This is a genomic window from Streptomyces sp. NPDC048504 (assembly GCF_043200035.1).
GTDB lineage: Bacteria > Actinomycetota > Actinomycetes > Streptomycetales > Streptomycetaceae > Streptomyces.
This window is the reverse complement of sequence record NZ_JBICXA010000015.1, coordinates 289,820-314,749: the sequence shown is the minus strand read 5'-3', so window position 1 is coordinate 314,749 and position 24,930 is coordinate 289,820. Positions and strand designations below refer to the sequence as shown.

Genomic DNA, 24,930 nt, shown 5'->3' with positions numbered 1-24,930 from the left:
ATTGCCCGCCTGGCAGCCACGAGGAGTCGCGGTCCAGCACTCGAACGCCCCCAGGAACTACCGCTCCCTCGGAACGCCCTCAACAAGGGATTAGGCAGCCACCAGGGGGCGAGCCTCGAAGAACAGGGGGCCGATCGGGCTGAACACGGGCAGGCTCCAAGAGACTGCCCGATCCGCTGGCCAGCGTAAGGCCCCCCGTTCACTCGCCCCATGGCAGCTCCCGCCCAAAGCCTCTACGGCCGGCGGCGTGCCCAAACCGCGCCACTACCAGAGCAAAGCCCCACCCCCGCCAGAGCCTTTCGAGAGCGGGGGAACATCTCGATCAACTGCACCAGCGGGGGCGGGAATCGATGGTGCCCCGCCGAGTGGTGTAGCCGGTCGGGGCCCTGGAACGCGCGGGTGTCTGCCCGGGGCGTGCACCCGCTGTCGGTGACTGCTCCCTGAACAAGAGGCAGGCCACCGCGCAAGTCTCCCTGGTGAACGGGCAGTTCAACCGGAGGAGCACGCGATGGCCTTGTCCCAGTCTGACCTGATCCAGCTGCTTCAGTCACTACGTGCGGCCGATGGAGTTGAAACGATCAGGATGCTGTGCGAGCGCATCCTGCAGGAACTCATCGAGGCCGAAGCCACCGAGGCCATCGGTGCCGCCCCGGGCGAGCACTCCGACCAGCGCGCCACGTGGCGCAACGGCCACCGCGAGCGGCTGCTGACCACCCAGGCCGGCGACCTCGACCTGAAGATCCCCAAGGTGCGGACCGGATCGTTCTTCCCCTCGCTGCTGGAGCGGCGCCGGCGGATCGACCGGGCCCTGTTCGCCGTGGTGATGGAGGCATACGTGCACGGCGTCTCCACCCGCTCGGTCGATGACCTGGTCAAGGCCCTGGGCGCCGACACTGGGATCTCCAAGTCCGAGGTGTCACGGATCTGCGGCGAACTCGACGCCGAACTGACCGCGTTCAAGCAGCGGCCGCTGGATCACACGGTCTTCCCCTATGTCTTCCTGGACGCCACCTACTGCAAGGCGAGGGTGAACCACCGGATCGTCTCGCAGGCGGTGGTCATCGCGACCGGCATCTCCGCCACCGGGCACCGCGAGATCCTCGGACTGATGGTCGGCGACAGCGAGTCGAAGCCGTTCTGGACGAAGTTCCTGCGTTCCTTACGGGCCCGCGGCCTGGACAACGTCCAGCTGGTCATCTCCGACAGCCACAGCGGGCTGGTGGCCGCGATCCGCACCGTCTTCCTCGGCTCGGCCTGGCAGCGGTGCCGGGTTCACTTCGTGCGAGACGTCTTCGGCGTGATCGAGAAGGGGTCGGGAGAGATGGTGGCGGCGACCATCCGCACTGTCTTCGCACAGACCACCGGCGAGGCAGTGCGCACCCAGCTGAATGTGGTGGCCGACATGCTCGGACGGCAGTTCCCCCAGGTCAAGAGGATGCTGCTGGACGCCGCGACAGATATCACCGCGTTCGCGGACTTCCCGCCGACGCACTGGAAGAAGATCTGGTCGACCAACCCGCTGGAGCGGCTGAACCGGGAGGTCAAACGCCGGGCCGACGTCGTCCAGGTCTTCCCCAACCCTGCCGCTCTGGACCGGCTGGCCGCCGCGGTCCTGGCCGAACTCCACGACGAATGGCAAGTCTTCGACCGCCGCTACCTCTCCGAAGCCTCCATGGCCGAACTCCTCACGACGCAACCGGCCGAGGACGACCACCAGCTTCCTCCGCAGCAGGGACCGAATCAGCTCGGCCAGTGACTACACCACTCGGTGGGACACCATCCGGGAATCTGGAGTTGGGTCAAGCCAGGCGTCGAAGTGGAGGCTCAGTACGCGGAGCGAGACGGCCCATCACCCATACCGCCCGGTGCGCCACGAGCGGACGACAACCTCACGAAAGGTGCGGTGCGACGGGTTCTGGGTGGAGTGCGCCAGCACCCACCCCTGAGGGTCGGCGAAGTCCTCACTGCACACCGACGTTTCCTGACACGTCGAGCACTTCATCGCGTAGGTGGTCGCCGCCGCATCCGGCTCACTGTCCGGGACCAAGGTCCACGTCTCAGACCCGGTCACCGAACCCTCGGTCACAACCCACGCTCCGCCCGCGCATTGGCCGCCTTCACACCCGCACTCAGCCGCTCCTCCGCAGTAGCCGGACGGATCTGCTCAGGGTCCGCCTCCCACTCCCGGCCACCACCCACCGGCCGCAGCATGGCGTACGGACCGGCCTTGTCCTGGTACTCCCCAACCTTGGGTAAAACGGGGTCGTACATCAGCGCCCCACGCTCCGGGGCTCCCCCCACCGCTGCGTTCGGCGTCGTTGTACGGTTCGTCATGTCGACTCCTAGCCAGTCGGCCACGCCCCCGGGCCGTTCGCGCGGTCGCGGGGGTTCTTGTCCTAATCAGTCAACGCCTGTGGCAGACAGCCGACTTGCACACTTCTTGCACAGTCCCCAAGCGGATGGCCCAGGCTTTTGCGACCATGGGTCGTGAGGACATCACCGAGCGGGGAAGACGCAAGGTATGAGCGCTTCGCAGGTACCAGGACCAGGCGCCAATGTTGCCGCGCGCCGCAAAGAACTTGGACTGAGTCAGGTAGCCCTAGCCCGTAGGGCAGGGCTGTCGGTATCGCTTCTCAGCAAAATCGAGGTAGGAGACCGAGCGCTCACTCAGGGCGTCGGCGCTTCGCTCGCCCATGCCATGAACCTCACTCTCGATGAACTCCTGGGGAGTGCTCCGGAGCGAAACCTCAGCGATCTGGACTGGGCTATCCGGCGATTTGATATCCCCGGAGACCCGCCGGAGCACCCCGAGACTCTGCAACAGGAAGTCGATGAGCTGAATCAGCTTCGATGGAATACGGAGCTGTCCAAGGTCCTCCTGAGACTCCCGAACGTTCTCACTCGGGCAACCAATCACGCCCACTTCACCGGACAGCCAGGGGCCTGGACTCTGGTAGCCGATGCGTACGGCGTCGTCTACTGGCTCGCCGCCCGCCACAGGTGGATGCACCTTGCCGAGTTGGCCACCATGAAGCAACGCGTAGCAGCCGATCGAGCAGACCCGGTTGCAGCCATTGTCGCCGCGCGGGACGACGCAGGGACGTTCCTCAACTCTGGCGACTTCGCAGGTGGGTTGACCATCGTCGATCGCGCGGTTGTCCAGGCCGAGTCGACGCTGACCGGTCGTGACCGTGCCTACGCTCTCGGCATCCTTCACCTACGTGGCTTGACTCTCGCCGGACGCCTCAAGGACAAGCAGACGACCAACCGGCACATCGACGCAGCATGGCGAGCGGCCGCAGAGTTCCCGGAAGACATCGTCGAGCACGGAATCCATTTCGGACCGGAGAACACAGCCACTCACGTAATTTCCACGGCGTCGGACATGGACCAGCACCGCCGAGCCCTCGACACTGCGGACGACTTGATCCGAGGTGGAATGTCCCTTCCGGCAACCCGAATCGGCCCGCTGTACATGAACCTTGGCCGCTCCCAGCTCGCGCTAGGGGACCAGGACGGAACCCTGGAAAGCCTGGAAAAAGCTTGGGTAGTCGCTCCGGAGATGGCGGCGGTTCACCCGACCAGTATGGAACTGACCCGAGTCCTGGTGACCCAGCACAAGCGCAGCAACGAACGGCTGACCAAGTTGGCCAAGCGCGCCGGTATCAATCTCTGAGGCCCTCCGGCACCCCGAGGGCCTCAGAACGGAACTACCCTCGCTTTCGAACAACAACCTTGACGGAAGCCGCACGCCCCTGAGGCAGCGGAGTAACCACCCGCGCTTCTGCGCACTGCTGTCGCGGAACCGCCTCAGCCCCGAACAGCACACCAAGCAGGAGGGCCTGCTCCTGCTCACTGTGCTGATCAAGGAGTTCAGTGAGCCAGGCGTAGGAATCCTGGAGCCCCGTACCACCGCTGCCCGTCATCGCGGAGCCTTCGCGGGCTGCTGATAGTGATCGGCAACGACACGAGCCATCGCGCCGATCTTGTCCACCGCCACGTCCTTCGCTGCGAAGTACACGTGCCCGCGTACCTCGGGATGGGCGTCGGCAAGCGTGAGGTGACGCGAGAGCTCCGCCGGATCTTGCCATGCCGCTGGCTGCGCAGGGGCACCCGCCTTGTACAGAGCCTCGCCGATGTAGAGCTTCGTCTTAGTGCCCCTGGCCACCTCCGACCACCAGGGCACGAGGACGGAATAATTCGCAGGAACCTGCTGGTCAAGAGGTTGTGCCGACCAATACAGCTGCGGGACGATGTAGTCGATCCAGTTCTCGCGCACCCACGTGCGGGTGTCCGCGCAGAGGTCGTCGTACGTCTGCACCCCCGCCCGGGTGTCGGAGCCGCGCGGGTCGGTCGCGATGTTGCGCCACACGCCGAAGGGGCTGATCCCGAAGCGCGTGCCCGGGCGGATCCGCTGGATCCGGGCCGCGGTCTCGCGGATCAGCTTGTCGATGTTGTCGCGCCGCCAGGCGGCCCGGTCGGCGAATCCGCCGCCGTACTTGTCGTAGGCCGCGTCGTCGTCGAAGGTCTGGCCGGCCACCGGGTACGGGTAGAAGTAGTCGTCGAAGTGGACCCCGTCCACCGGGTACTTCTTCACCGCGTCGAGGATCGCGTCCTCGACGAAGGCGCGGACCTGGGGCAGTCCGGGGTTGTAGTAGAGCTTCCCGCCATAGACCACCACCCAGTCCGGGTGCTTGCGCGCGGGGTGCGAGGCGACGAGTTTGGTCAGGTCGGTGTTGTTGGCGATCCGGTACGGGTTGAACCAGGCGTGCAGCCGCAGCCCCCGCGCATGCGCCTCCTCCACGGCCGTCTTCAGCGGGTCCCAGCCGGGGGCCACGCCCTGGGTGCCGGTCAGGTACTGGGACCAGGGCTCGTACGGCGAGGGCCACAGCGCGTCGGCGGTGGGCCGTACTTGGAACATCACCGTGTTGAGGCGGTCGCGGACCGCGGTGTCGAGGTGGGCGATCAGTTCGGTGCGCTGCTGTGCCGGGGTGAGGCCCGGGCGGGAGGGCCAGTCGCGGTTGGCGACCGTCGCCAGCCACACGCCCCGCATCTCGGTGACCGCGCGCGGACGCCCTGCCGGCCTCGGCGCCTGCCCGGTGTCGGCCGCCGCGCTGCCCGTCGTGGCCAGCGTCGACAGCGCGGCCATCGCGAACGCCCGGCGTGACAATCGCCCCATCTGCACACCCCCATACGCTGTGGATCCGTGCCGTCACGGATCGTCTCCGCGCCCCAGGATGCCCGACCCCGGCGATCGATCATCGATACTTGCGGGTAACGTGCACGATCGGAGCAGGCGCCGAACAACGGAGTCCTGCGACAGCCGTAGATCAGCGAAGGGGACGATGTGACCGACATCGAGCGCGTCGGAGTGGTCGGCTGCGGCCAGATGGGCGCGGGTATCGCCGAGGTGTGCGCCCGCTCCGGCCTGGACGTGAAGGTCGCCGAGACCACCGGCGAGGCCCTGGAGATCGGCCGGACCCGGCTGTTCAACTCGCTGGCCAAGGCCGCCGAGCGCGGCAAGATCACCGCCGAGGAACTGGCGGAGACGCAGGCGCGGCTCAGCTTCACCACCGATCTCGGCGAGTTCGCCGACCGCGACCTCGTGATCGAGGCCGTCGTCGAGAACGAGCAGGTGAAGACCGAGATCTTCCAGGTGCTCGACCAGGTCGTGACCCGCCCCGACGCGATCCTCGCCTCCAACACCTCCTCGATCCCGCTGGTACGGCTCGCGGTCGCCACCTCGCGCCCCGACCAGGTCATCGGCATCCACTTCTTCAACCCGGCGCCGGTGCAGAAGCTCGTCGAGCTGATCCCGGCGCTGACTACCTCCGAGGGCACGCTCAGCCGCGCCCAGCTGTTCGCCGAGAAGGCGCTCGGCAAGCACGCGATCCGCGCGCAGGACCGTTCCGGGTTCGTGGTCAACGCGCTGCTGATCCCCTATCTCCTGTCCGCGATCCGGATGTTCGAGTCGGGCATCGCCAGCCGCGAGGACATCGACAACGGCATGGAGCTGGGCTGCGCCCACCCGATGGGCCCGCTGAAGCTGGCCGACCTGATCGGCCTGGACACGGTCGCCTCGGTCGCCTTCTCGATGTACGAGGAGTACAAGGAACCGCTGTACGCAGCTCCCCCGCTGCTCCAGCGCATGGTCGACGCGGGCCGCCTCGGCCGTAAGTCCGGTTCGGGCTTCTACACCTACGCCTGAGCACTTCCCTCGCGGCAACTCACCGTAATACTTTGGCGGTTGCGGGCCCGGCACTCTTCGGAGTGCCGGGCCCGCGCCATTCACACACCGTGTGCGCGCCGGGCCCGCATATGCCGCCCGCACACTCTCCCCTGGCGTCCACCAGGGGAGTTGACTCTTCATGCACATGCAAGGGATGTTCCGACTACGGAAAGGAGCGGACCCGTGACCGCCGACCCCGAGCATCCCGTGGTCCATGGAGAACTCGCAGAGTTACGCCGTCGCCTCGACGTCGCGTACGCGCGTGTCGAGGGAGGGCTGGCCCTGCTCAGTCATCGCACCGAGGAGACGGACAAGGAACTGGACGATCTGAGCGCGCGCATCGTTGCACTTGAGCACACCAGGTGGCCGCTGCCGGCTATTGCCGCCATGACCGCCGTTGGTGCCCTTGTCGTGACTATCTGGCAGGCCTTGGGACGCTAGAGCCTAGAGGTCGATGGGTCAGCTGCAGGCTCGTCGTGGCTGGTCGCGCAGTTCCCCGCGCCCCTACGGGGCGCTCCTCAAGTGGTGCAACAGCATTAACGCGGCCGCCATGTTGGCGGCCGGGACCTCCCCGCGGGCGACCATGTCGGGTACGAGTTTGAGCGGCACCCATTCCCGGCGGTCCGACTCGAAGTCGTCCACGGGGTGTCCGGTGTACTCGCCCTCCTCGGCCCAGTAGATGTGGTGCCGGGCGTCCGTGAGCCCGTTGGACGGTTCCACGCTCATCAGGTGGTGCAGGGGCCCCGGCCGCCAGCCGGTCTCTTCCTCCAGTTCCCTGGCGGCCGCGCGCGCGATGTCCTCGCCGTCCTCCACGACACCGGCCGCGAGCTCCCACCCCCAGCTGTCGGTGATGAAACGGTGCCGCCACAGCAGGAGAACCTCGTTCGCCTCGTTGACCACCGTCGCCACGGCCACCGGACGCAGCCGTATGAGGAAGTGGTCGAGGTGTCGGCCGTCGGGTAGTTCGACATCCGCGAGATTGACGCTGAACCAGCGGTTTGAGTACACAGTTTGTTCGTTCTGTTTCGTCCACTGCACGGTTCTGCCACCTTCCGTCGAGTAAGTGGCAATATCGCAGCAGGGACTGTGTTGTGGTCTACGGCGCTTTCCAGGGCGCTTTCTACAGCGGTACGCGCAGTGCCCCGTCGATGAGTTCGGCCGCCTCGGTGGTACCCGCGCAGTCGCTGCGCACCAGGTACTCGCGTACCGCGCGGAGTCTGTCGCGCAGCCGCTGGGACTCCATTCCCCGTGCCTGTTCGGCCATCTGCACCGCCGTGGCCACCGCTTTGTCGGCGTTCCCCTGGCGCAGTTCGATCTGACTGAGCATGGCCAGCCGGTGCACCCGGCCCCGGTCGTGCGCCGGAGTGTCCACGGCCGCCGTGGCGTGTTCCCCCGCCGCCGTCAGATCACCGAGGCTGAGAAGCGCCTCCGCCACCTGGACGTTCACAAGGCCCGGCTGGACATAGCCGGTCTCGTCGGGTTCGTATCCGCGCCGGATGCGTTCGGCGGCCTGCTCGGCACGCCGGATGCAGGACAAGGCGCTCGTGCCGTCGCCGAGGTGGGCGTACGCCTTCGCCTGCATCGCGTACAGGTCGGAGGCGAGCGCCGGGGTGATCTGCCGGCCCGCGGCGCGCAGCGCGGCCTCCGCGAAGGCGACGGCCTGGCGGAACTCCCGCATGAACAACGACTGGTTGACGAGCAGCGCGATGACGTACGCGCCAAGTCCCCGATCGTTACTGGCCTTTGCGAGCCGCAGCGCCTGGTGGAAGTAGCGCTGGGCGAGTCCGTGCGCGTCGGAGTCGTAGGCGCAGATGCCCGCGATGGCCACCAACCCCCCGGTGCAGCGGTGCAGTTGGCGGCCGGTGGCGTCGGTGTAGCTGCCGCGCAGCAGGGGTGCGGTCTCGGAGTTGAGGAAGCCGACGATGCGGGTGCGGGTCGCGATGCCGCCGGCCTTGCGGTACATCTGCTCGTAGTGGGCGCGGGCCGCGCGCAGCATCTCGATGTCGGCCATGCTCACCCGATGCCGGCCGCCGCGCGAGACGTCGACGTCCTCGGGTGGGTTCTCCCACTCCCACACAGGCATCACCGCGGGCGTTCCGGTGACCGCGGGGGCGCCGAGGATGTGCGGGCGCTGCTGTTCGTCGGAGCGCCACAGGGCGGTGGCCCGCTCGACGAAGCCGGAGAGGGAGGTGCCGTGCGGGGTGGACGGTTCGCCCGGTACGCCGAGGCCGATGTCGTCGAGGGTGACGGGTCTGTGCAGCCGGGTCGCGAGCACCTCGCAGATCAGGTCGGGGACCTGGCCCCGGGGGCGCTGACCCTTCAACCACCGTGCCACGGCGGTGTGTTCGTACCGTAGCGCGAGCCCTCGGGCCCGTCCCGCCTGGTTCACGTGGGCGGCGAGTCCCGCGTGCGAGATTCCCGCCTCGTCCAGGATCGCGTCGAGGAGTGTGTTGGGCTGCATGGATGGCCCCCCGGTGACTCGGTGCGGACAGAGTAGTGCGGTTCGGTTCACACCGGGTGTGAACGGAGTGCGCGAATCCGTGGCGTGTGCGCGCTGTTGCGGAGAGTTCCGAACCGGTTGACTGGATTGCCTCGCAAGAGGCCGGCCGGGCCGCCGGCTCCCCCTCGTAAGTGCGGCGGCCTGGCTTTGCGGTGGGGTTCGGAACAGTGCGACTAAACGCCGTTGGGCTGTCGGTAGTTGGTCGAGTGCGGCGCCTTCGTGGCTGGTCGCGCAGTTCCCCGCGCCCCTGAGGGTGACCATGTGGGCCTGCGGTCATTGCTTAGGACGAGTATCGCCACGTCATCCGTGGGGGTGCCGCCCGCGTGGCGCAGCAACGCCGTGAAGACTGAGCCCAGTATCGACTGCGGTGCGGGGAGCGGGTGTTGGGACGCCGCCTCTGCCAGAACATCCCGCAACGGGAAGAAACGGCCTCGCGCGTCACGGGCGTCCTCCGCTCCGTCCGTGTAGAGGAACAGCGCCTCGCCCGGGAGGAGTTGGCCGCAGCAGACGAACGGCAGCTCTTTCGGCAAGGGGAACGGGCCGAGGGGTGGAAGGGGATCGGCCCGGGCAAGCGGTTCGACGCTGGTCCCGCTCAGCAGGTACGGCCACGGGTGACCGCAATTGAGCCCCCGCACTTCCCCGTCCCTGCCGATCTCCAGCAGCAGTACGGTGACGAACTCCTCGGCGACCGGGCTGTCGGGGTCGAGGCCGCCCGAGGCGGGGTGTTCCGCGCGGGCGCGTTCGCGGAGGTGGCGGGCGAGGGCGCGCTCCAGGCGGCGCAGGACGCCCTCAAGGTCGGGTTCGTCGTGGGCGGCCTCGCGGAAACTGCCCAGGACGGCGGCGACCGTGCCGATCGCGGAGATGCCGTGGCCGCGTACGTCGCCCATCACGACCCGGACGCCGTGCTCGGTGGCGATCACCTCGTACAGGTCACCGCCGACCACCGCACCGCGCTCCGCGGACAGTTGGGCGGCGGCGATGTTCAGCCCGTCGAGGCGAGGTGGCAGCGGGCGCAGCAGGGCGTTCTGGGCGGCGCCGGCGATCTGGCGGATCTGCCGGAGTTCTCGGAGCAGGGAACGGCGCACCTGGACGATGAGACCGGTGCCGACCGCGAAGAACACCGCGCTGGTGACGATGCGTGCGCCCAGGCTGTTCTGCTGGGCGAGCGGGCAGGTGAGTTTGTAGGTGATCGCTATGGCGCCCCAGACCGTGGGCAGCCCCAGGGCGAGTGCCCTGCGCAGCGGACGGCGGGCACGCGTCCTCGGGCGCGTCCTGTGGGGCACCCCAGCCTTGATGCGGATCATGCCTGTGGCCCCCCAAATAGGCCCCGACAGCGCAATCGGACCGACCCCGAAAGGCCGGTCCGATTCTGTCGACCACATGCCCCGATCGGGCCACATCACCCAAACTTCTCACCCGAACGAGTGAGCCGACATGAGACACCCGCATTTATGCAGCTAGGACCTTGAATTCCCTAGGGGGACGCGCCCCAAAGGGGCGCGGGGAACTGCGCGACCAGCCACAACACTCCCGCAGCCGGCAAACAACAGCAACTCCCCGCCCCTTAGCCGCGAATCAACCCCGCAGCACAGCCCCGGTCAGCTCAGCGGCAAGCGAAACCGCCGCATCCCGAGCCGCAGACGCCTCATCGACGGTCAAGGTCCGATCAGCCGCCCGGAACCGCAACGCGTAGGCAAGCGACTTCTTCCCCTCACCCAACTGCGCCGCGTTCTCATACACGTCGAACAACCGGATCGACTCCAGCAGTTCACCCGCCCCCTCACGCAACGCAGCCTCAACACCCGCATGCGGCACAGCCACATCGACAACGAGCGCGACATCCTGCGTAGCAACAGGGAACGTCGAGATCTTCGGCCCCTTGGGAACCCCCGAAGAGGCCAATTCAAGGACATCCAGGTCGAGTTCCATCGCACTGGTACGCGCGGGCAGCCCCAGCGTCTTCAGCACACCCGGGTGCAACTCCCCCGCGTACCCGATGACTTGCTCAACACCCTCGACGACAACCGCGAGTTCCGCGCAGCGACCGGGATGCCAGGGCCCGTACTGCCCACCCCGCACAACGAGTTCGGTGCCGGCCTCACGCGCCAGCACCCGCGCCGCCTCGACCGCGTCGGCCCAGTCGGACGGACGCCCCTTGCCCCACCAGCCGGCCTGTTCACGCGCGCCCGCGAGGACGACCGCGGCATGCCGGGGCTGGACGGGCAGCGCCTCGGTGAGAGAGGCGATCTCCTCGTCGGTAGGACGCCGGTCGACAGGCAGCCGTACCGCGATCTTCAGCTCTTCACGCGGGTGGAAGACCAGCCCGGTCTCGAACAGGGCGAGGTCATGCGAGCCCCGACCGTCATTGCGGCGCAAGGCACCCAGCAGCCCCGGGAGCAGCGTCGTACGAAGCGCCGGCTCCTCGTCGGAGAGCGGGTTGACCAGCTTGACGACCTTGCGGTTCGGGTCGTCGGCGGTGAGGCCGAACTGGTCGAAGACGTGCTCGCCGATGAAGGGGTAGTTCGGCGCCTCGACGTAACCGGCGCCGGCCAGCGCGCGGCCGATGCGGCGGTGCAGGCGCTGGCGGTCGGTGAGGCCCCGGCCCGCGGGGGGCTTGGGGAGCGTGGAGGGCAGGTTCTCGTAGCCCTCCAGGCGGATGACCTCTTCGGCCAGGTCGTTCGGGTCGGTGAGGTCGGGGCGCCAGGACGGGACGGTGACGATCAGCTCGTCCTGCCCGTACACGTCGCAGCCGACCTGCTGGAGACGCCGTACGACGGTCTCGCGGCCGTAGTCGACGCCCGCGACCTTGTCCGGGTGGTCCGCCGGGATGGTGATGGTGTGCGGGGCCGAGGGCGCGATGACCTCGGTGACGCCCGCGTCCGCCGTGCCGCCCGCGAGGAGGACCAGGAGGTCGACCGTGCGCTGCGCGGCGGCGGAGGCGGCCTGCGGGTCGACGCCCCGCTCGAAGCGCTTGGACGCCTCGGAGGCCAGCTTGTGGCGGCGGGCCGTGCGCGAGATGGAGAGCGCGTCGAAGTGCGCGGCCTCGACGACGACCTCGGTGGTGGTGCCCTCGGTGTCGTCGATCTCGGTGTTGGCGCCGCCCATGACGCCCGCGAGGCCGATGGGGCCGCGGTCGTCGGTGATCACCAGGTCCTCGGCGTCCAGCGTGCGCTTGACGCCGTCGAGGGTGGTGAGCTTCTCGCCCTGCTCGGCCCGGCGCACGCCGATCGGACCCTGGACGCGGGAACGGTCGTAGGCGTGCAGGGGCTGGCCGAGCTCCAGCATCACGTAGTTGGTGATGTCGACGGCGAGCGAAATCGGGCGCATGCCCGCCTTCTGGAGGCGGCGCGTGAGCCAGAGCGGGGAGCGGGCGTCGGGGTCGAGGCCGGTCACCGTGCGGGCGGTGAAGCGGTCGCAGCCCATCGGGTCCGAGACCTGTACCGGGTAGCCGAAGGCGTTCGGCTGCGGGACGTCCAGGAGGGCCGGGTCGCGCAGCGGGAGGCCGTAGGCGGTGGCGGTCTCGCGGGCGACGCCGCGGATCGACAGGGCGTAGCCGCGGTCGGGGGTGACGGCGATGTCGAGGACCTCGTCGACGAGCTGGAGCAGCTCGATCGCGTCGGTGCCGACCTCGTGCTCGGGCGGCAGCACGATGATGCCGTGGGAGCCGTCGTCGCCCATGCCCAGCTCGTCGCCGGAGCAGATCATGCCGTGCGAGGTCTTGCCGTACGTCTTGCGCGCGGCGATCGCGAAGTCGCCCGGCAGGACCGCGCCGGGGAGGACCACGACGACCTTGTCGCCGACGGCGAAGTTGCGGGCGCCGCAGACGATCTCCTGGGGCTCACCCGTGCCGTTGGCCTGGCCGACGTCGACCGTGCAGAAGCGGATGGGCTTCTTGAAGCCCTCCAGCTCCTCGATGGTGAGGACCTTGCCGACGACGAGGGGGCCCTTGAGGCCGTCGCCGAGCTGCTCGACGGTCTCTACCTCAAGGCCGACGGAAATGAGCTTGGCCTGGACGTCGCGGCCGGTCTCCGTCGCCGGCAGGTCGACGTACTCCCGCAGCCAAGAAAGCGGGACGCGCATCAGATCTCCATCCCGAACGGCCGGGTGAACCGGACGTCGCCCTCGACGATGTCTCGCATGTCTTCGACGTTGTGGCGGAACATCAGCATCCGCTCGATGCCGAACCCGAACGCGAATCCGCTGTACTTCTCCGGGTCCACACCACAGGCGACGAGGACGCGGGGGTTGACCATGCCGCAGCCGCCCAGCTCGATCCAGCCCTCGGAGGAGCAGGTACGGCAGGGGCGGTCGGGGTTGCCGACGGACTCGCCCTTGCAGACGTAGCAGAGCATGTCCATCTCGGCGGACGGCTCGGTGAAGGGGAAGTAGTTCGGGCGCAGCCGGGTCTTCATCTCCGCGCCGAAGAGCGACTGGACCATGTGGTCGAGCGTGCCCTTGAGGTCGGCCATGGTGAGGCCCTCGTCGATGGCGAGGAGCTCGATCTGGTGGAAGACCGGGGTGTGCGTGGCGTCCAGTTCGTCCGTGCGGTACACGCGGCCGGGGCACACGATGTAGACCGGCGGCTCGCGGTCCAGCATGGCGCGGGCCTGCACGGGGGACGTGTGCGTGCGCAGGACGACACCGGACTCGTCGCCCTCGGTGCCCTTCGGGCCCTGGACGAAGAAGGTGTCCTGCATCTGCCGGGCCGGGTGGTCCGGGGTGAAGTTGAGCGCGTCGAAGTTGAACCACTCCGCCTCGACCTCGGGGCCCTCGGCGATCTCGTAGCCCATGGACACGAAGACGTCGGCGACGCGCTCCATGAACGTGGTGAGCGGATGCCGGGCGCCGGCCGGTACACGGTCGTACGGCAGCGTGACGTCCACCGCCTCCTCGACCAGGACGCGGGCGTCGCGGTCGGCCTCCAGCTCGGCCTGGCGGGTGGTGAGGGCCTTGTTCACCGCGCCCCGGGCCTGGCCGACGAGCTTGCCGGCCGCGGCCTTGGCCTGCGGGGGCAGCGCGCCGATCTCGCGGTTGGCGAGGGCGAGCGGGGAGGTGCCGCCGGTGTGGGCGACCTTGGCCTCCTGGAGCGCGTCGAGGTCACCGGCGGCGGCGAAGGCGGCGAGCGCCTCGTCCCGCATGCGCTCGATCTCTTCCGGTTTCAAGGCCTCGACCTCTACAGGGTCGTACGACTTATTCGGTGCCGACATCTCTTCCCGTGCTTCCGGTTGGCTGGCGGATGGTCCCCGTCCCGACTCGACTCGGGGGACGCGTAGTCGTCCCTGAAACGGGGACGCAAAGGTGCCAAAGGCCGAGTCTAACGGGGGTGAGGCAGGTGACCGCGCCCGTGGGCCCTCGTCGGCGGCTGCGGCAGGGCTACTGCAGATACGCCGGGGTGCCCACGGGCAACATAAATCGGAACTCGGCGCCGCCGCCGGGGGCGCGGCCGACCGTGATGGTGCCGCCGTGGGCCTCGACGATGCCCTTGACGATGTACAGCCCGAGGCCGGTGCCGCCGCGCTTGCTGCCCCGCCAGAAGCGGGTGAAGACGCGGTTCATGGACTCCTCCGGGATGCCTGGGCCCTCGTCGCTCACCGTCACCGAGGTGCCGGTCTCCTCCCCTTCGCGGGGGGAGGCCGAGGCCGTGACGTCGATAGTGACGGTTCCCTCGCCGTGGCGCACCGCATTTTCCAGCAGGTTGCTCAGCACCTGGTCGACCTTGTCGGGGTCGGCCCACAGATCGGGCAGCGGCTGTTCCACGCGGAGCAGGAACCGGTCGGCGGTCTGGCCCGCGGCGACGTACGCCTGGATGTGACGGCCGACAGCCGCGCCCATGTCGACGGGCTGGCGGCGCAGCTCCAGCCGCCCGGAGTCGATGCGGGAGATGTCGAGCAGCTCGGCGATGAGCCGGGTGACGCGGTTGGCGTCGGCGTCGACGGTCTCCAGCATCAGCCGCTTCTGGTCGTCGGTGAAACGTTCCCACTTGGCGAGCAGGGTAGCGGTGAAGCCCTTGACGGAGGTGAGCGGCGAACGCAGTTCGTGGGCGACGGTGGCGATCAGCTCGGCGTGGCTGCGCTCGGTGCGGCGCCGGGCCTCGGTGTCGCGGAGGGAGACGACGACCCGGCGAACAGGACCGAGGGGTTCCGCACGCACATAGCGCGCGGTGACGAGAACCTCATGGCCGCCCGGCAACAGCAAATTCCGCTCGGGCTGCCGCACCCGGATGGCCAACCCACCGTAGGGATCGGTCAGTTGCCACCAACGTCGCCCCTCCAGGTCCTCTAACGGAAGGGCCTTCTCCAGCCGCTGCCCGAGGGCGTCGGCGGCGGCGACGGAGGTGATGCGCTCGGCGGCGGCGTTGAAACAGACGACATGGCCGTGCTCGTCGGCGATGACCAGTCCGTCGGCCAGCTCGTCGGGGTCGATGCCGAGGTCGTCGTGCCGGGCCCCGGACGGCCGGGGCACACCCCGTGCTCCCGGCGCGCTGCTCGTGCCGACAGTCATCCCCGTACCCCACCTCTTCTCATACGGCGCAGGTGGCCCCCGAGCTGGTCACCCTACTAGCTGCCGGTGACAGAGCGGCACCCTCCGGAGGCGCGCTGTGCACGCGCCGACGCATACAGACATACGGCGGCGGCGGTGGCGAGGTTCAGGCTCTCGGCCTTCCCGTGGATCGGAACCCGCACAACGGCGTCCGCGAGCGCCCGAGTCTCCTCCGGAAGCCCCCACGCCTCGTTCCCGAACACCCAGGCGGTAGGCCCACCCATGGTCCCCTGATCCAGTTCATCGTCGAGGTCATCGTTCCCGGCCCCATCAGCGGCGAGAATCCGCACCCCGATCCCCTTGAGCCCGGCCACAGCCTGCTCAACGGGCACCCCGACGGCAACGGGAAGATGAAAGAGCGAACCCACGGAGGCCCGTACGGCCTTCGGGTTGTACAGATCCACAGAAGCATCGGTCAGTACGACGGCCTCGGCCCCGGCGGCATCAGCACACCGCAGAACAGTGCCGGCGTTCCCGGGATCCCGCACGTTGGCAAGAACGGCAACAAGCTTGGGACGGCTACGGAGGATCTCCTCGAACGGAGTGTCGAGAAACCGACAGACCCCGACCAGCCCCTGCGGAGTGACGGTCGTCGAGATATCGGCGATGACCTGCTCATCGGCGAGATGCACGCGGGCACCAGCCTCACGGGCCTCACCGACGATGTCCGCATACCGCTCCGCAGCTTCAACGGTCGCGAACAACTCGACAAGCGTGTCCTTGTACCCGGCCGCTTCGCGCACAGCCTGCGGCCCCTCGGCAAGAAACAGCCGCTCCTTACTCCGGAAGTTCCGCCGCTCAAGCCGCCGAGCAGCGGCGACGCGGGAGGACCGGGGAGAAATGAGTTCAGGGCCGGACGAGGACATGCTCAGCTTCACCTTCAAATCTCAGGACGAGGGTATCTCCCCTAGGGGCGCGGGGAACTGCGCGACCAGCCCCGGACGGCCCGCACCCGACAACGAACCGAACCGGGGTTGACAGCAAAGAACCCGCAGGCCTGAAAACCTGCGGGTCCTTCAACTCACGGCGAAAGCCAACGTCACGCGGCCTTGGGCGCGTTCACGTCGCTCGGCAGAGCCTTCTGCGCAACCTCGACCAGCGCAGCGAACGCACCGGCGTCGTTGACAGCCAGCTCCGCGAGGATCTTGCGGTCGACCTCGATGTTCGCCGCGTTCAGACCCTGGATGAAGCGGTTGTACGTGATGCCGTTGGCGCGGGCAGCGGCGTTGATGCGCTGGATCCACAGCCGACGGAAGTCGCCCTTGCGCTTCTTGCGGTCGTTGTAGTTGTAGACCAGCGAGTGGGTGACCTGCTCCTTGGCCTTGCGGTACAGGCGCGAACGCTGACCGCGGTAGCCGGAGGCGGCTTCGAGGATCGCCCGGCGCTTCTTGTGGGCGTTGACTGCCCGCTTGACGCGTGCCACTTGTTTAACTCCTTGTAGCGGGGCCGTGGTGGGACTCACACGGCCCGGAATCGATGGGGTCCCGGTCCAGACGTACGGCGCTCGACGGGAGCGCCGCGTACGTCACTTGCCGAGAAGCTTCTTGATCTTCTTGGCGTCGCCCGGGGCCATCTCGGCGTTGCCGGTGAGGCGACGCGTCACACGGGACGACTTGTGCTCGAGCAGGTGGCGCTTGCCGGCACGCTCGCGGAGCACCTTGCCGGAGCCGGTGATCTTGAAGCGCTTGCTGGCACCGCTGTGCGACTTGTTCTTCGGCATAGCGCCGTATCTCCTCGTCGGTGGCGCTCCGGTGCCCGGTCGTGAAACCGGGCACGGGTGGAGCGTCGCTCTTGTTTCGGTTACATCCCTGGACTGGCGTCCGGGGATCAGGCGTCGGCGCGAGCCTCGGCCGGGGCCTCGACGGTCTCGACCTCGTCGACGTTGTCCGCGTCGGCGATGTTCTCGTCGTCGAACTCGGACTCCGCGGCGTTCTGCGACTTGCCCGGGTTGGCCTTCGCTTCCGCCTTGCGGGCGGCCTGGGCCTCACGGGCCTCGGCCATCGCCTCGGTCTTCTTCTTGTGCGGGCCGAGAACCATGATCATGTTCCGGCCGTCCTGCTTCGGGTTCGACTCGACGAACCCGAGGTCGGCCACGTCCTCCGCGAGACGCTGCAGCAGCCGGTAGCCGAGCTCCGGCCGGGACTGCTCGCGACCACGGAACATGATCGTGATCTTGACCTTGTCGCCCTGCTTCAGGAACCGGACGACGTGACCCTTCTTGGTGTCATAGTCGTGCGGGTCGATCTTCGGCCGGAGCTTCATCTCCTTGATGACCGTGTGCGCCTGGTTCTTGCGCGCCTCACGGGCCTTCATGGCCGACTCGTACTTGAACTTCCCGTAGTCCATGAGCTTGCAGACCGGCGGACGTGCACTCGCCGCAACCTCGACCAGGTCCAGGTCGTACTCCTGCGCAAGCTCAAGGGCCTTGGCAAGCGGAACAATTCCGACCTGCTCGCCGCTCGGACCGACAAGTCGCACTTCGGGAACGCGAATCCGGTCGTTGATACGGGGCTCGGTGCTGATGGATCCTCCTCGGTTAGCACCACACGGCCATCTGGCGGACGGCCGCGTTTGTCTTTGGTAGACAGACCTAACCGCGCCGGAACACAAAAAATGCCCCGGACGATCACAAGACGGGGCTCCAAAACACTGCCGGAGCACCGCCGCGATGATCGCGGGGCGCGCTTTCGGGCGACTCCATCGTCCGTACGGAACGATGGTGACCGCCTGACCGGGGTGACCCGCCGTCCGTGAGGACAGTCAGGTGGGAGATCGGAGCCTCCACTTGTTGGCCGGGCACCACAGTGCCTGGCCGGTCATCACACAAGGTTAGCAGCTCCCCGGGGGTGGTGCGAACCGCCGTACACCGGGCCCTATCGTGTGGGGCATGAGTGACACGCCTCCCGAGTCCACCAATGTTGACGCCCCCGACTTCGACGCCATGGCCCGCGACATCGCGGAGGTCCCGGCGGTCGAGGTGATCGTGACGGTCGCCGTGAATCTGATGAGCGCCGCCGCCGTGAAGCTGGGTCTGACCGAGGAGGGCGACAAGTACAAGGACCTGGACGAGGCCCGCAAACTGGTCACCGCCCTGGCCGGCCTCCTCGACGCCAGCGCGACGGAGATCAGCTCGTTCCACGCGGCCCCGCTGCGCGACGGCCTGAAGTCCCTCCAGCTCGCCTTCCGCGAGGCGTCCCTCGTCCGCGACGAGCCGGGCCAGGGCCCGGGCGAGAAGTACACGGGCCCGATCTACGGCTAGCAGCTCACCCCATACGTACGTACAAGGGCTCGCCCGGAGGCGTCGCCCCGGCCGGCAGCAGTGCCAGGTCGAGGCCGCGCACCAGGCGGGCCCTCAGCGTCTCGTCGTCGGCGAGGCGCCGGGCCACCGCGCGGGCGGCCTCGGCGGCGGGCGCGGCCGGGTCGAGCACGAGCGCGAGGGTGCCGTCGGCCTGGCCGGGGCCGAGGTGCGCACGCAGTACGGCGGGCTCGGCGGCGACCGCGGTCCGTACCGCGTCCACCACCGCCGGATCGGTGAGCGGATCGGCGGTCGTCCGCCCCTCCGCCACCGCGAGCAGCGCGGAACCGCTCAGTTCGTACGGCACGGGCCCGGCCAGGTCCAGCACGATCGTGTCCGCCTTCTCGTGCACGGCGGCCTGCAGGGCCTGGTGCAGCGGTACGGCCACGGGCCGGGCCGCCGGGTCCCAGCGGGCCAGCGAGTCGGTGGACGTGAAGGCGGGCAGCGCGGTCCGGCCACCGGCCTTCAGGGTGGGCACGGCCATGTCGCTGGTCTTCTCGCGGCGCAGCCCGTTCTCGTCCTCCTCGACCTCGCCGAGGACGGCCACCACGGGCACGAGCAGCCGGGCGCCTTTGAGAGCCGCCAGGACGGGCCCTACGGCGGTGCGGTCCTCGGCCCAGGCGGCGAGTGCCGCGCTCAGTGCGGGGTCGGCCGTGCCGTCGTCGTCGGAGTAGCCGGAGTCGGGAATGTTCTTGTTCGCCACGGTGACCGACCCTATCGGGGGGATGCTGCAGGGCTTGTGCGGGTCCCGAAACGCGGAGGACACAGCTTTCACACGTTTCTCAGACACAGTTGACAGACATCTAACTTTCATCTCACGTGTCGCACAGTCACCGCCACCACGATCGCGTGCATGGAGTCTTCCAGAGCCGCCCGCCGAAACCACCGCGCGCGTCCCTCCCGACGCCGTCGGCTCCCTTACATCGCCCTCGCCACCGTGGCCGTCGTGGGCGCTACGGCGGCGGGAACCGTGTACGTGAAGGCACACGCTCACTCCGGCGCCGTATCCTCGTCGGCGGCACCGTCGGCCTCAGCGTCGGCGTCGGCGTCGGGCAGCCAGGAGGCGACGGTGGAACCTGTGACGCAGCCGACGGTCGACCACGACGCGCTGCTGGCCAAGGCGATGGCGTCGGTGACTCCGACCGGCGACCAGAAGGTGTCGGTGGCGGTACTCGATCTGACCTCCGGCGCGAGCGCCACGTACGGAAGCGCCGACTTCGACACGGCGAGCATCGTCAAGGTCGACATCCTGGCGACGCTGCTGCTCCAGGCGCAGGACGCGGGCCGGCAGCTGACGGCGACCGAGAAGTCGTACGCCACCACGATGATCCAGAACAGCGACAACGACTCCGCGACGGCCCTGTGGAACATCATCGGTACGGCGGACGGGCTCGACGCGGCGAACAAGACGTTCGGACTGACCGGCACCACGGGTGGCGCCGGCCCGCTCTGGGGCCTGACCCAGACCACGGCCGCCGACCAACTCACCCTGCTCCAGCAGGTGTTCGGGGACGACTCGAAGCTGAGCGCGGCGTCGCAGTCGTACATCCAGGGGCTGATGAAGGAGATAGAGGCCGACCAGCAGTGGGGGGTGTCGGCCGCGGCCGACGGCTCCAAGTGGGCGCTGAAGAACGGCTGGTTGGCGCGCAGCACGACCGGTCTGTGGGACGTCAACAGCATCGGCCGGGTGACCGGCACGGACGGCGACGCGTACCTGGTCGCCGTGCTGTCGAAGGGCAGCACGACCCAGACCAAGGGCATCACCCTGATCGAGGCGGCGGCGAAGGCGGGGGTCGCGGCGTTCGGTGAGAACAGCGGTTCGTCTACGGCGGCTTCGGCGTCCGCGACGGACTGACGACCGCAAGCCCGGTCCGGGGGCGGGAGTGGCTCTCTCCGGCTCGGCCAACTCCCCCTGCTCACCCCTGTGTTCAGAAGGCCTCCGGGCGTCGGCGTCGGCCGCGCCACAGGACGACCGCGGCGACGAGGAGGACTCCGCCGACGCTGCCCGCGAGGGGGCCCGCCCAGTCGGACGTGCTGCTGTCGGTCTTGGCGGCGTCCGGTCCTGAGCCGAAGTACTTCTTGCCGTAGGCGGCGGAACGCAGGCCGGTCGGCTTGAGGGCGGCGGCGGCCTTGATGGCGGCGGCGGGGTCGATGAAGCCGTAGCCGCGGGAGTCGTCGCGGCCGCCGGTCGGGGGGTTGCGGGCGGTGTCTTCGAGGAGCTTCTTGATCTGGGCCGGGGTCAGCCCCGGGTGGGCCGCCTTGATGAGCGCGACGGCGCCCGAGACGAAGGCGGACGCGGCGCTGGTCCCCCACCCCTCGTAGTACTTGTGGTCGGGGTCGGCGATGACGACGTTGACGCCGGGGGCGCTGACCGTGGCGTACCAGCGGCGGGTGGAGAAGGAGGCGCGGGTGCCGAAGCGGTCCACGGCGGTCGCGGCGATCACACCCGGGTAGGCGGCCGGGTAGGAGACGTGGTCGCCCTTCTCGCCGCCGTTGCCGGCCGAGGCGACGACGGCGACGCCCTTCTTCAGGGCGTACTGCACGGCCTCGTCCTCGGCGGGCTCGGGGTGTGCGGAGGCGGAGTCGTCGCCGAGGGAGAGGTTGATGACGTCGGCGCCGTGGTCGGCGGCCCAACGGATGCCGTCCGCAAGGGCGTTGCCGCGGGTGGTGCGGGCCTTGCCGCGGGCGGAGTCGCCGTCTTCGAGGATCACGCGGACGGGGAGGATCTTGGCCTCCGGGGCGATGCCGATGACACCGTCGGTGTCGCCGGGGCCGTGTCCGTGGCCGGCGATGATCCCGGCCATGGCGGTGCCGTGCCGGGCCCAGGCGCGGTCGCCCGGTTTGGCCCCGAAGCCGACCATGTCCTTGCCGGCGAGGACGTTGCCGGTGAGGTCGGGGTGGTCGGCCTCGACGCCGGTGTCCAGGACGGCGACGGTGATGCCCTTGCCCTTGGTGGTCTGCCAGGCCTCCTGGGTGTGCATGGCGTCCAGGGCCCATTCCTGGGCGCGTATGCCGTCGGCGTGCGCGACGGTGGACGGGACCAGGGCGAGGGAGGCGGCCAGGAGGACGCTCAGCAGACCGGCCCGGCGGACGGTGACGCTCATGAGGTCTTCTTCTCCGAGGTCTCTGAGGTCGTGGACGTCTCCGAGGTCTTCGATGTCTCGGAGGGCGAGTCGACGGTCTTGCGCAGGCTCCGCTCGACACGGTCGGCAAGCCCCTGCGCCTCGTTGCCGAGACCGGCCTGGGCGGGGGCGTCGGTGCCGCCGGACGTGACGGCTTCGTCGGCGGGTTCGGGTGCGTCGACCTTACGGCCGTCCGCCCAGCCGGAGACGGCGTAGACGACGACGGGGGCGTCGGTGAGGACGGAGACGGTCCACGAGGCCCGCTGTTTGTCGCCGAAGGCGGCGGCGAGGGTGCCCTTGGCGGCGTACGGGCGGGGCATGAGGTCGGCGCGGTTGCCGAGGTTCTCCTTCTTGAAGCGGGTGGAGAGGGCGGTCATCGCGGTGATGTCGGCCTTGGTGAAGAGGATGCCGACGGTGGTGACGTAGCTCTGGGTCGCGTCGGTGTAGGTGGCCCGCAGGAGCCGCTGGCAGCCGACGGGAGCGAGCACGTCGCGCAGGAGCGGGTCGAAGGCACCGGCACAGCCGGTGTCCGGGGCGACGGCGATCCGCGTCCAGGTACGGTCGGCGCCGCCGGGCCCGGCCCCCTGCCCCTGCACGGTGGGCGAAAAAAGCTGGTCGACGGGCACGCTGTGCCAGAGCTGCCCGGCTGCGGCGAAGGACGTGGCGCTGCTGTCCACCCCGTCATCCCCCGTGAGCCAACTCCCGGTCACCGCACCGCCGATGAGCCCGAGACCGAGCACGACACAGACGCCGACAGCGGCGGTACGCGACCGTATCCGCGCCCCCAACGGCCGCGCCCGCACCCGCTCGTCGTACCCCTCGGGTTCCCCGAACGACACAACCGGCCGTCCCTCGCCGGGGTTCAGGGGCGCGCTCCAGGAAAAGGCGGGGTCGGGGCTGGAGTTGGGGGCGGGGCGGGGCATCTCGGAGGCGGGACGGGTGGGGGTGCCGGGGGTGGAGGGGGTCCAGGCGGGGGCGTGGGGGGTGGGTTCAACTGGGGTGCTGGGAGTGGTGGTTGGCCAGGCTCGGGTGTCGGTGTTATCGGGGGTGGGGCTGGCCGGCTTACTGGGGGCGGTCGTCGACCAGGTGGTGGCGTCCTCGGTGGTCGGCCCAACTGGCTTGCTGGGAGCAGTCGCTGACCAGGCACGGGTGTCGGTGTCGTCTGCGGCGGGCCCAACTGGCTTACGGGGGGCGGGCGGTGACCAGGGGGCGGTGTCGTCGACGGTGGAACTCTGTGCGGCGGACGCGGAGGAGCCGGGGCCGGCGGGATTGGCGTCAGCCGGCCGAGTGTCGGAAGGGTAGGGCGCGTTGCCACCTGAGGGTGACCACGCACCACGGCTGGGCGCGCCGCCGGTGGGATCCGTGAACGACTCGCCTCGCCAAGGGGTTTCCGGCCGCCGGTCGGTGGTCTCCGAGGAGGGCTCCGGGGCGGGGGCGGAAGAGGGAGCTGGTGGGCGAGTGGGGGTGGAGCTCTGCCGGTCGGGCGCCTGGTGCGGGGGCTCGGTTGTCGGGCGGGGCGGGGTGGCAGCGGGACCGGTAGGTGTTGCCGGGTGAGGAGAGTCCTGGCGGAGCCGGTCGGACGGCTGGGGCGAGGGCTCTGTTGCGGGGCGGGGCGGGGTGGTGGAACCGGCAGATGTTCCCGGACGGGTCGGGACGTAGCGCTGCCGGTCGGAGGACTGACGTGGAGGTTCGGCTTCGGGGCGCGGCGGAGCGGGGGGCGTTGCCGGACGGGTCGAGTCCTGACCAAGCTTGTCGGACGGCTGACGTGAGGGCTCGCCCTCGGGACGCGGCGGAGCGACCGGGGCGGAAGGCGCTGCCGGGCGGTTCGAGTCCTGGGCCGGCCGGTCGGACGGCTGGGGCGGAACCTCGGCCGCCGAACCGGGCGGGGTGGTGGAACCAGCAGTCGTGCCCGGCCGAGTGGGGACATAGCCCTGCCGGTCCGACGACTGACGCGGAGCTTCACCCTCAGGACGCGGCCGAGCGACCGGGGCGGAAGGCGCTGCCGAGCGGTTCGAATCCTGGCGAGGCCGGCCGGATGCCGGATGCGGGGCCTGACTCGCTGGACGCGGCGGGGTGCCCGAGTCGGCAGATGTCCCCGGACGGGTCGGGACGTAGCTCTGCGAGTCGGACGACTCACGCGGAACCTCGGCCGCCGAACCGGGCCGGGTGGCGGAGCCCGCAGATGTTCCCGGCCGCGCGGGGACATAGCCCTGCGAGTCGGACGACTCACGCGGAACCTCGCCCCCCGAACCGGACGCGGTGGCAGGGCCAGCAGATGTTCCCGGCCGCGCGAGGACATAGCCCTGCGAGTCGGACGACTCACGCGGAACCTCGCCCCCCGAACCGGACGCGGTGGCAGGGCCAGCAGATGTTCCCGGCCGCGCGGGGACATAGCCCTGCGAGTCGGACGACTCACGCGGAACCTCGCCCCCCGAACCGGACGCGGTGGCAGGGCCAGCAGATGTTCCCGGCCGCGCGAGGACATAGCCCTGCGGGTCGGACGCCTCACGCGGCGCCTCGTCCACGGACCGCGGCGGAGTCGCCGGACCGGGAGAAGCTGCCTGGCGAGCAGAGTCCTGACCGAGTCGATTGGACGCTCGAAGCGGAGCCTCGCCCGCCGGACCGGGCGGAGTGGCGGAGCCGGGAGGCGTCCTCGGGCGCCCCGGGGCATGGCGAAGCCTGTCGGGCGACTCACCAGGACCCTCGCCCACGGCAGGAGGCATCTCCGGGCCCGCCGAATCCTGACGCGACCAGTCGAACGCCTCGCGCGGAACCTCACCCGCAGGACGCGGCGGCGTGGCGGAGCCGAAAGGCGTTCCAGGGCGGCCCGGGACATCGCGAAGCAGATCTGACGACCCACCAGAGGCCTCACCCCCAGCACCCGGCGGAACACCCGGAGCAGAAGGCATCCCCGAACCAACCGAATCCTGGCGCGACCAGTCGAACGCCTCACCCGGAGCCTCACCCGCAGAGCGCGGCGAACCCACGGAGCCAGGAGGTGTCGCTGCCCCGGTCACATCCCGACGAAGCCAGTCGGACGACTGACGCGGGCCCTCGCTCGCAGGGCGCGGCGGGTTGTCCGAGACGGGCGGTGTGGTCGGACGGGAAGGGGGGGCCGGCTCCGAACCGGGTTTCCACAGCGCCTCGTTGCCACCTGTCGCCGCTGCAGGGCGGTGAGGCGGCCGGGGCGGGACAGCTCCCGACGTGACACCTTCGGAGTTCGCGCGGCGTGTGTCACCGCCGG

At 69.4% G+C, this 24,930-nt stretch carries 20 protein-coding genes and 1 pseudogene; 6 read left to right on the top strand and 15 right to left on the bottom strand.

The features are described 5' to 3' along the window. The first annotated feature begins 508 nt into the window (after positions 1 to 508). Positions 509 to 1,756, top strand: coding sequence for an IS256 family transposase (locus tag ACGFY9_RS33770; protein ID WP_393760485.1), 1,248 nt, complete (start codon positions 509 to 511; stop codon positions 1,754 to 1,756). Between the two features lie 326 nt (positions 1,757 to 2,082). Here ACGFY9_RS33770 and ACGFY9_RS33765 read toward each other — a convergent pair whose 3' ends face one another. After that, positions 2,083 to 2,334, bottom strand: coding sequence for a hypothetical protein (locus ACGFY9_RS33765; protein ID WP_393760483.1), 252 nt, complete (start codon positions 2,332 to 2,334; stop codon positions 2,083 to 2,085). Between the two features lie 187 nt (positions 2,335 to 2,521). On the opposite strand from ACGFY9_RS33765, the gene ACGFY9_RS33760 reads away from it, so the two are divergent. Beyond that, the gene (locus ACGFY9_RS33760; RefSeq protein WP_393760481.1) at positions 2,522 to 3,676 is read left to right on the top strand and encodes a helix-turn-helix domain-containing protein; all 1,155 of its coding nucleotides are present in this window, start codon (positions 2,522 to 2,524) and stop codon (positions 3,674 to 3,676) included. Positions 3,677 to 3,922: 246 nt separating this feature from the next. Here the strand turns inward: ACGFY9_RS33760 and ACGFY9_RS33755 are convergent, their stop codons facing one another. Continuing rightward, on the bottom strand, positions 3,923 to 5,179 hold the full coding sequence (locus ACGFY9_RS33755) for a glycoside hydrolase family 10 protein (protein WP_393760479.1): 1,257 nt from the start codon (positions 5,177 to 5,179) through the stop codon (positions 3,923 to 3,925). A 168-nt stretch (positions 5,180 to 5,347) separates the two neighbouring features. Here ACGFY9_RS33755 and ACGFY9_RS33750 point away from each other — a divergent pair, with 168 nt between their 5' ends. Next, a complete protein-coding gene (locus ACGFY9_RS33750) occupies positions 5,348 to 6,208 on the top strand; it encodes a 3-hydroxybutyryl-CoA dehydrogenase (protein ID WP_318015261.1) in 861 nt (286 codons plus the stop codon). A gap of 204 nt (positions 6,209 to 6,412) precedes the next feature. Then, positions 6,413 to 6,670 carry a hypothetical protein gene (locus tag ACGFY9_RS33745; protein ID WP_033282181.1) on the top strand — a complete coding sequence of 86 codons (258 nt, stop codon included), beginning with the start codon at positions 6,413 to 6,415 and terminating at the stop codon, positions 6,668 to 6,670. Positions 6,671 to 6,733: 63 nt separating this feature from the next. Here ACGFY9_RS33745 and ACGFY9_RS33740 read toward each other — a convergent pair whose 3' ends face one another. The 10 genes and pseudogenes from ACGFY9_RS33740 to infC form a co-directional block, all read right to left on the bottom strand. Next, the gene (locus tag ACGFY9_RS33740) at positions 6,734 to 7,267 is read right to left on the bottom strand and encodes an NUDIX hydrolase (RefSeq protein ID WP_393760476.1); all 534 of its coding nucleotides are present in this window, start codon (positions 7,265 to 7,267) and stop codon (positions 6,734 to 6,736) included. An 82-nt stretch (positions 7,268 to 7,349) separates the two neighbouring features. After that, positions 7,350 to 8,690 carry a transcriptional regulator gene (locus ACGFY9_RS33735; RefSeq protein WP_393760474.1) on the bottom strand — a complete coding sequence of 447 codons (1,341 nt, stop codon included), beginning with the start codon at positions 8,688 to 8,690 and terminating at the stop codon, positions 7,350 to 7,352. Between the two features lie 212 nt (positions 8,691 to 8,902). Further along, positions 8,903 to 10,033, bottom strand: coding sequence for a PP2C family protein-serine/threonine phosphatase (locus tag ACGFY9_RS33730; protein ID WP_393760472.1), 1,131 nt, complete (start codon positions 10,031 to 10,033; stop codon positions 8,903 to 8,905). 271 nt (positions 10,034 to 10,304) lie between these two features. Further along, positions 10,305 to 12,809, bottom strand: coding sequence for a phenylalanine--tRNA ligase subunit beta (pheT, locus tag ACGFY9_RS33725; protein WP_393760470.1), 2,505 nt, complete (start codon positions 12,807 to 12,809; stop codon positions 10,305 to 10,307). Beyond that, a complete protein-coding gene (pheS, locus tag ACGFY9_RS33720; protein ID WP_393760468.1) occupies positions 12,809 to 13,936 on the bottom strand; it encodes a phenylalanine--tRNA ligase subunit alpha in 1,128 nt (375 codons plus the stop codon). The genes pheT and pheS overlap by 1 nt, the downstream gene beginning before the upstream one ends. 166 nt (positions 13,937 to 14,102) lie before the next feature. Continuing rightward, positions 14,103 to 15,230: an ATP-binding protein gene (locus ACGFY9_RS33715; RefSeq protein ID WP_393760465.1), complete on the bottom strand. Its 1,128-nt coding sequence runs from the start codon at positions 15,228 to 15,230 to the stop codon at positions 14,103 to 14,105. Between the two features lie 56 nt (positions 15,231 to 15,286). Beyond that, a complete protein-coding gene (locus tag ACGFY9_RS33710) occupies positions 15,287 to 16,135 on the bottom strand; it encodes a TrmH family RNA methyltransferase (protein ID WP_393760509.1) in 849 nt (282 codons plus the stop codon). A 173-nt stretch (positions 16,136 to 16,308) separates the two neighbouring features. Further along, positions 16,309 to 16,692, bottom strand: coding sequence for a 50S ribosomal protein L20 (gene rplT / locus ACGFY9_RS33705; protein WP_019066261.1), 384 nt, complete (start codon positions 16,690 to 16,692; stop codon positions 16,309 to 16,311). 102 nt (positions 16,693 to 16,794) lie between these two features. Beyond that, the gene (gene rpmI, locus ACGFY9_RS33700; protein ID WP_019065473.1) at positions 16,795 to 16,989 is read right to left on the bottom strand and encodes a 50S ribosomal protein L35; all 195 of its coding nucleotides are present in this window, start codon (positions 16,987 to 16,989) and stop codon (positions 16,795 to 16,797) included. A gap of 107 nt (positions 16,990 to 17,096) precedes the next feature. Beyond that, positions 17,097 to 17,817, bottom strand: a pseudogene (infC, locus tag ACGFY9_RS33695) (translation initiation factor IF-3). A gap of 339 nt (positions 17,818 to 18,156) precedes the next feature. On the opposite strand from infC, the gene ACGFY9_RS33690 reads away from it, so the two are divergent. Continuing rightward, positions 18,157 to 18,528, top strand: a complete 372-nt coding sequence (locus ACGFY9_RS33690) for a DUF1844 domain-containing protein (RefSeq protein WP_019065475.1) — start codon at positions 18,157 to 18,159, stop codon at positions 18,526 to 18,528. Between the two features lie 4 nt (positions 18,529 to 18,532). Here ACGFY9_RS33690 and ACGFY9_RS33685 read toward each other — a convergent pair whose 3' ends face one another. Continuing rightward, positions 18,533 to 19,267 carry an SseB family protein gene (locus tag ACGFY9_RS33685; RefSeq protein WP_393760462.1) on the bottom strand — a complete coding sequence of 245 codons (735 nt, stop codon included), beginning with the start codon at positions 19,265 to 19,267 and terminating at the stop codon, positions 18,533 to 18,535. A gap of 150 nt (positions 19,268 to 19,417) precedes the next feature. Between ACGFY9_RS33685 and ACGFY9_RS33680 the strand changes: the two genes are divergently transcribed. Then, on the top strand, positions 19,418 to 20,419 hold the full coding sequence (locus tag ACGFY9_RS33680; RefSeq protein ID WP_393760460.1) for a serine hydrolase: 1,002 nt from the start codon (positions 19,418 to 19,420) through the stop codon (positions 20,417 to 20,419). A gap of 73 nt (positions 20,420 to 20,492) precedes the next feature. Here ACGFY9_RS33680 and mycP read toward each other — a convergent pair whose 3' ends face one another. Further along, positions 20,493 to 21,668 (bottom strand): type VII secretion-associated serine protease mycosin, encoded by a 1,176-nt coding sequence (mycP, locus tag ACGFY9_RS33675; protein ID WP_393760458.1) that lies wholly within the window; start codon positions 21,666 to 21,668, stop codon positions 20,493 to 20,495. Beyond that, complete coding sequence (locus ACGFY9_RS33670; RefSeq protein ID WP_393760456.1) at positions 21,665 to 22,525, bottom strand: hypothetical protein; 861 nt, start codon at positions 22,523 to 22,525, stop codon at positions 21,665 to 21,667. Before ACGFY9_RS33670 ends, mycP begins: the two co-directional genes overlap by 4 nt. Positions 22,526 to 24,930: the final 2,405 nt, after the last annotated feature.

Bases quoted from the DNA above. Each gene is read 5' to 3' on its own strand.
- ACGFY9_RS33770 (WP_393760485.1), top strand. From the start codon at position 509: ATGGCCTTGTCCCAGTCTGACCTGATCCAGCTGCTTCAGTCACTACGT.
- ACGFY9_RS33765 (WP_393760483.1), bottom strand. From the start codon at position 2,334: ATGACGAACCGTACAACGACGCCGAACGCAGCGGTGGGGGGAGCCCCG.
- ACGFY9_RS33760 (WP_393760481.1), top strand. From the start codon at position 2,522: ATGAGCGCTTCGCAGGTACCAGGACCAGGCGCCAATGTTGCCGCGCGC.
- ACGFY9_RS33755 (WP_393760479.1), bottom strand. From the start codon at position 5,179: ATGGGGCGATTGTCACGCCGGGCGTTCGCGATGGCCGCGCTGTCGACG.
- ACGFY9_RS33735 (WP_393760474.1), bottom strand. From the start codon at position 8,690: ATGCAGCCCAACACACTCCTCGACGCGATCCTGGACGAGGCGGGAATC.
- ACGFY9_RS33730 (WP_393760472.1), bottom strand. From the start codon at position 10,033: ATGATCCGCATCAAGGCTGGGGTGCCCCACAGGACGCGCCCGAGGACG.
- pheT (WP_393760470.1), bottom strand. From the start codon at position 12,809: ATGCGCGTCCCGCTTTCTTGGCTGCGGGAGTACGTCGACCTGCCGGCG.
- pheS (WP_393760468.1), bottom strand. From the start codon at position 13,936: ATGTCGGCACCGAATAAGTCGTACGACCCTGTAGAGGTCGAGGCCTTG.
- ACGFY9_RS33715 (WP_393760465.1), bottom strand. From the start codon at position 15,230: ATGACTGTCGGCACGAGCAGCGCGCCGGGAGCACGGGGTGTGCCCCGG.
- ACGFY9_RS33710 (WP_393760509.1), bottom strand. From the start codon at position 16,135: ATGTCCTCGTCCGGCCCTGAACTCATTTCTCCCCGGTCCTCCCGCGTC.
- rpmI (WP_019065473.1), bottom strand. From the start codon at position 16,989: ATGCCGAAGAACAAGTCGCACAGCGGTGCCAGCAAGCGCTTCAAGATC.
- ACGFY9_RS33690 (WP_019065475.1), top strand. From the start codon at position 18,157: ATGAGTGACACGCCTCCCGAGTCCACCAATGTTGACGCCCCCGACTTC.
- ACGFY9_RS33680 (WP_393760460.1), top strand. From the start codon at position 19,418: ATGGAGTCTTCCAGAGCCGCCCGCCGAAACCACCGCGCGCGTCCCTCC.
- mycP (WP_393760458.1), bottom strand. From the start codon at position 21,668: ATGAGCGTCACCGTCCGCCGGGCCGGTCTGCTGAGCGTCCTCCTGGCC.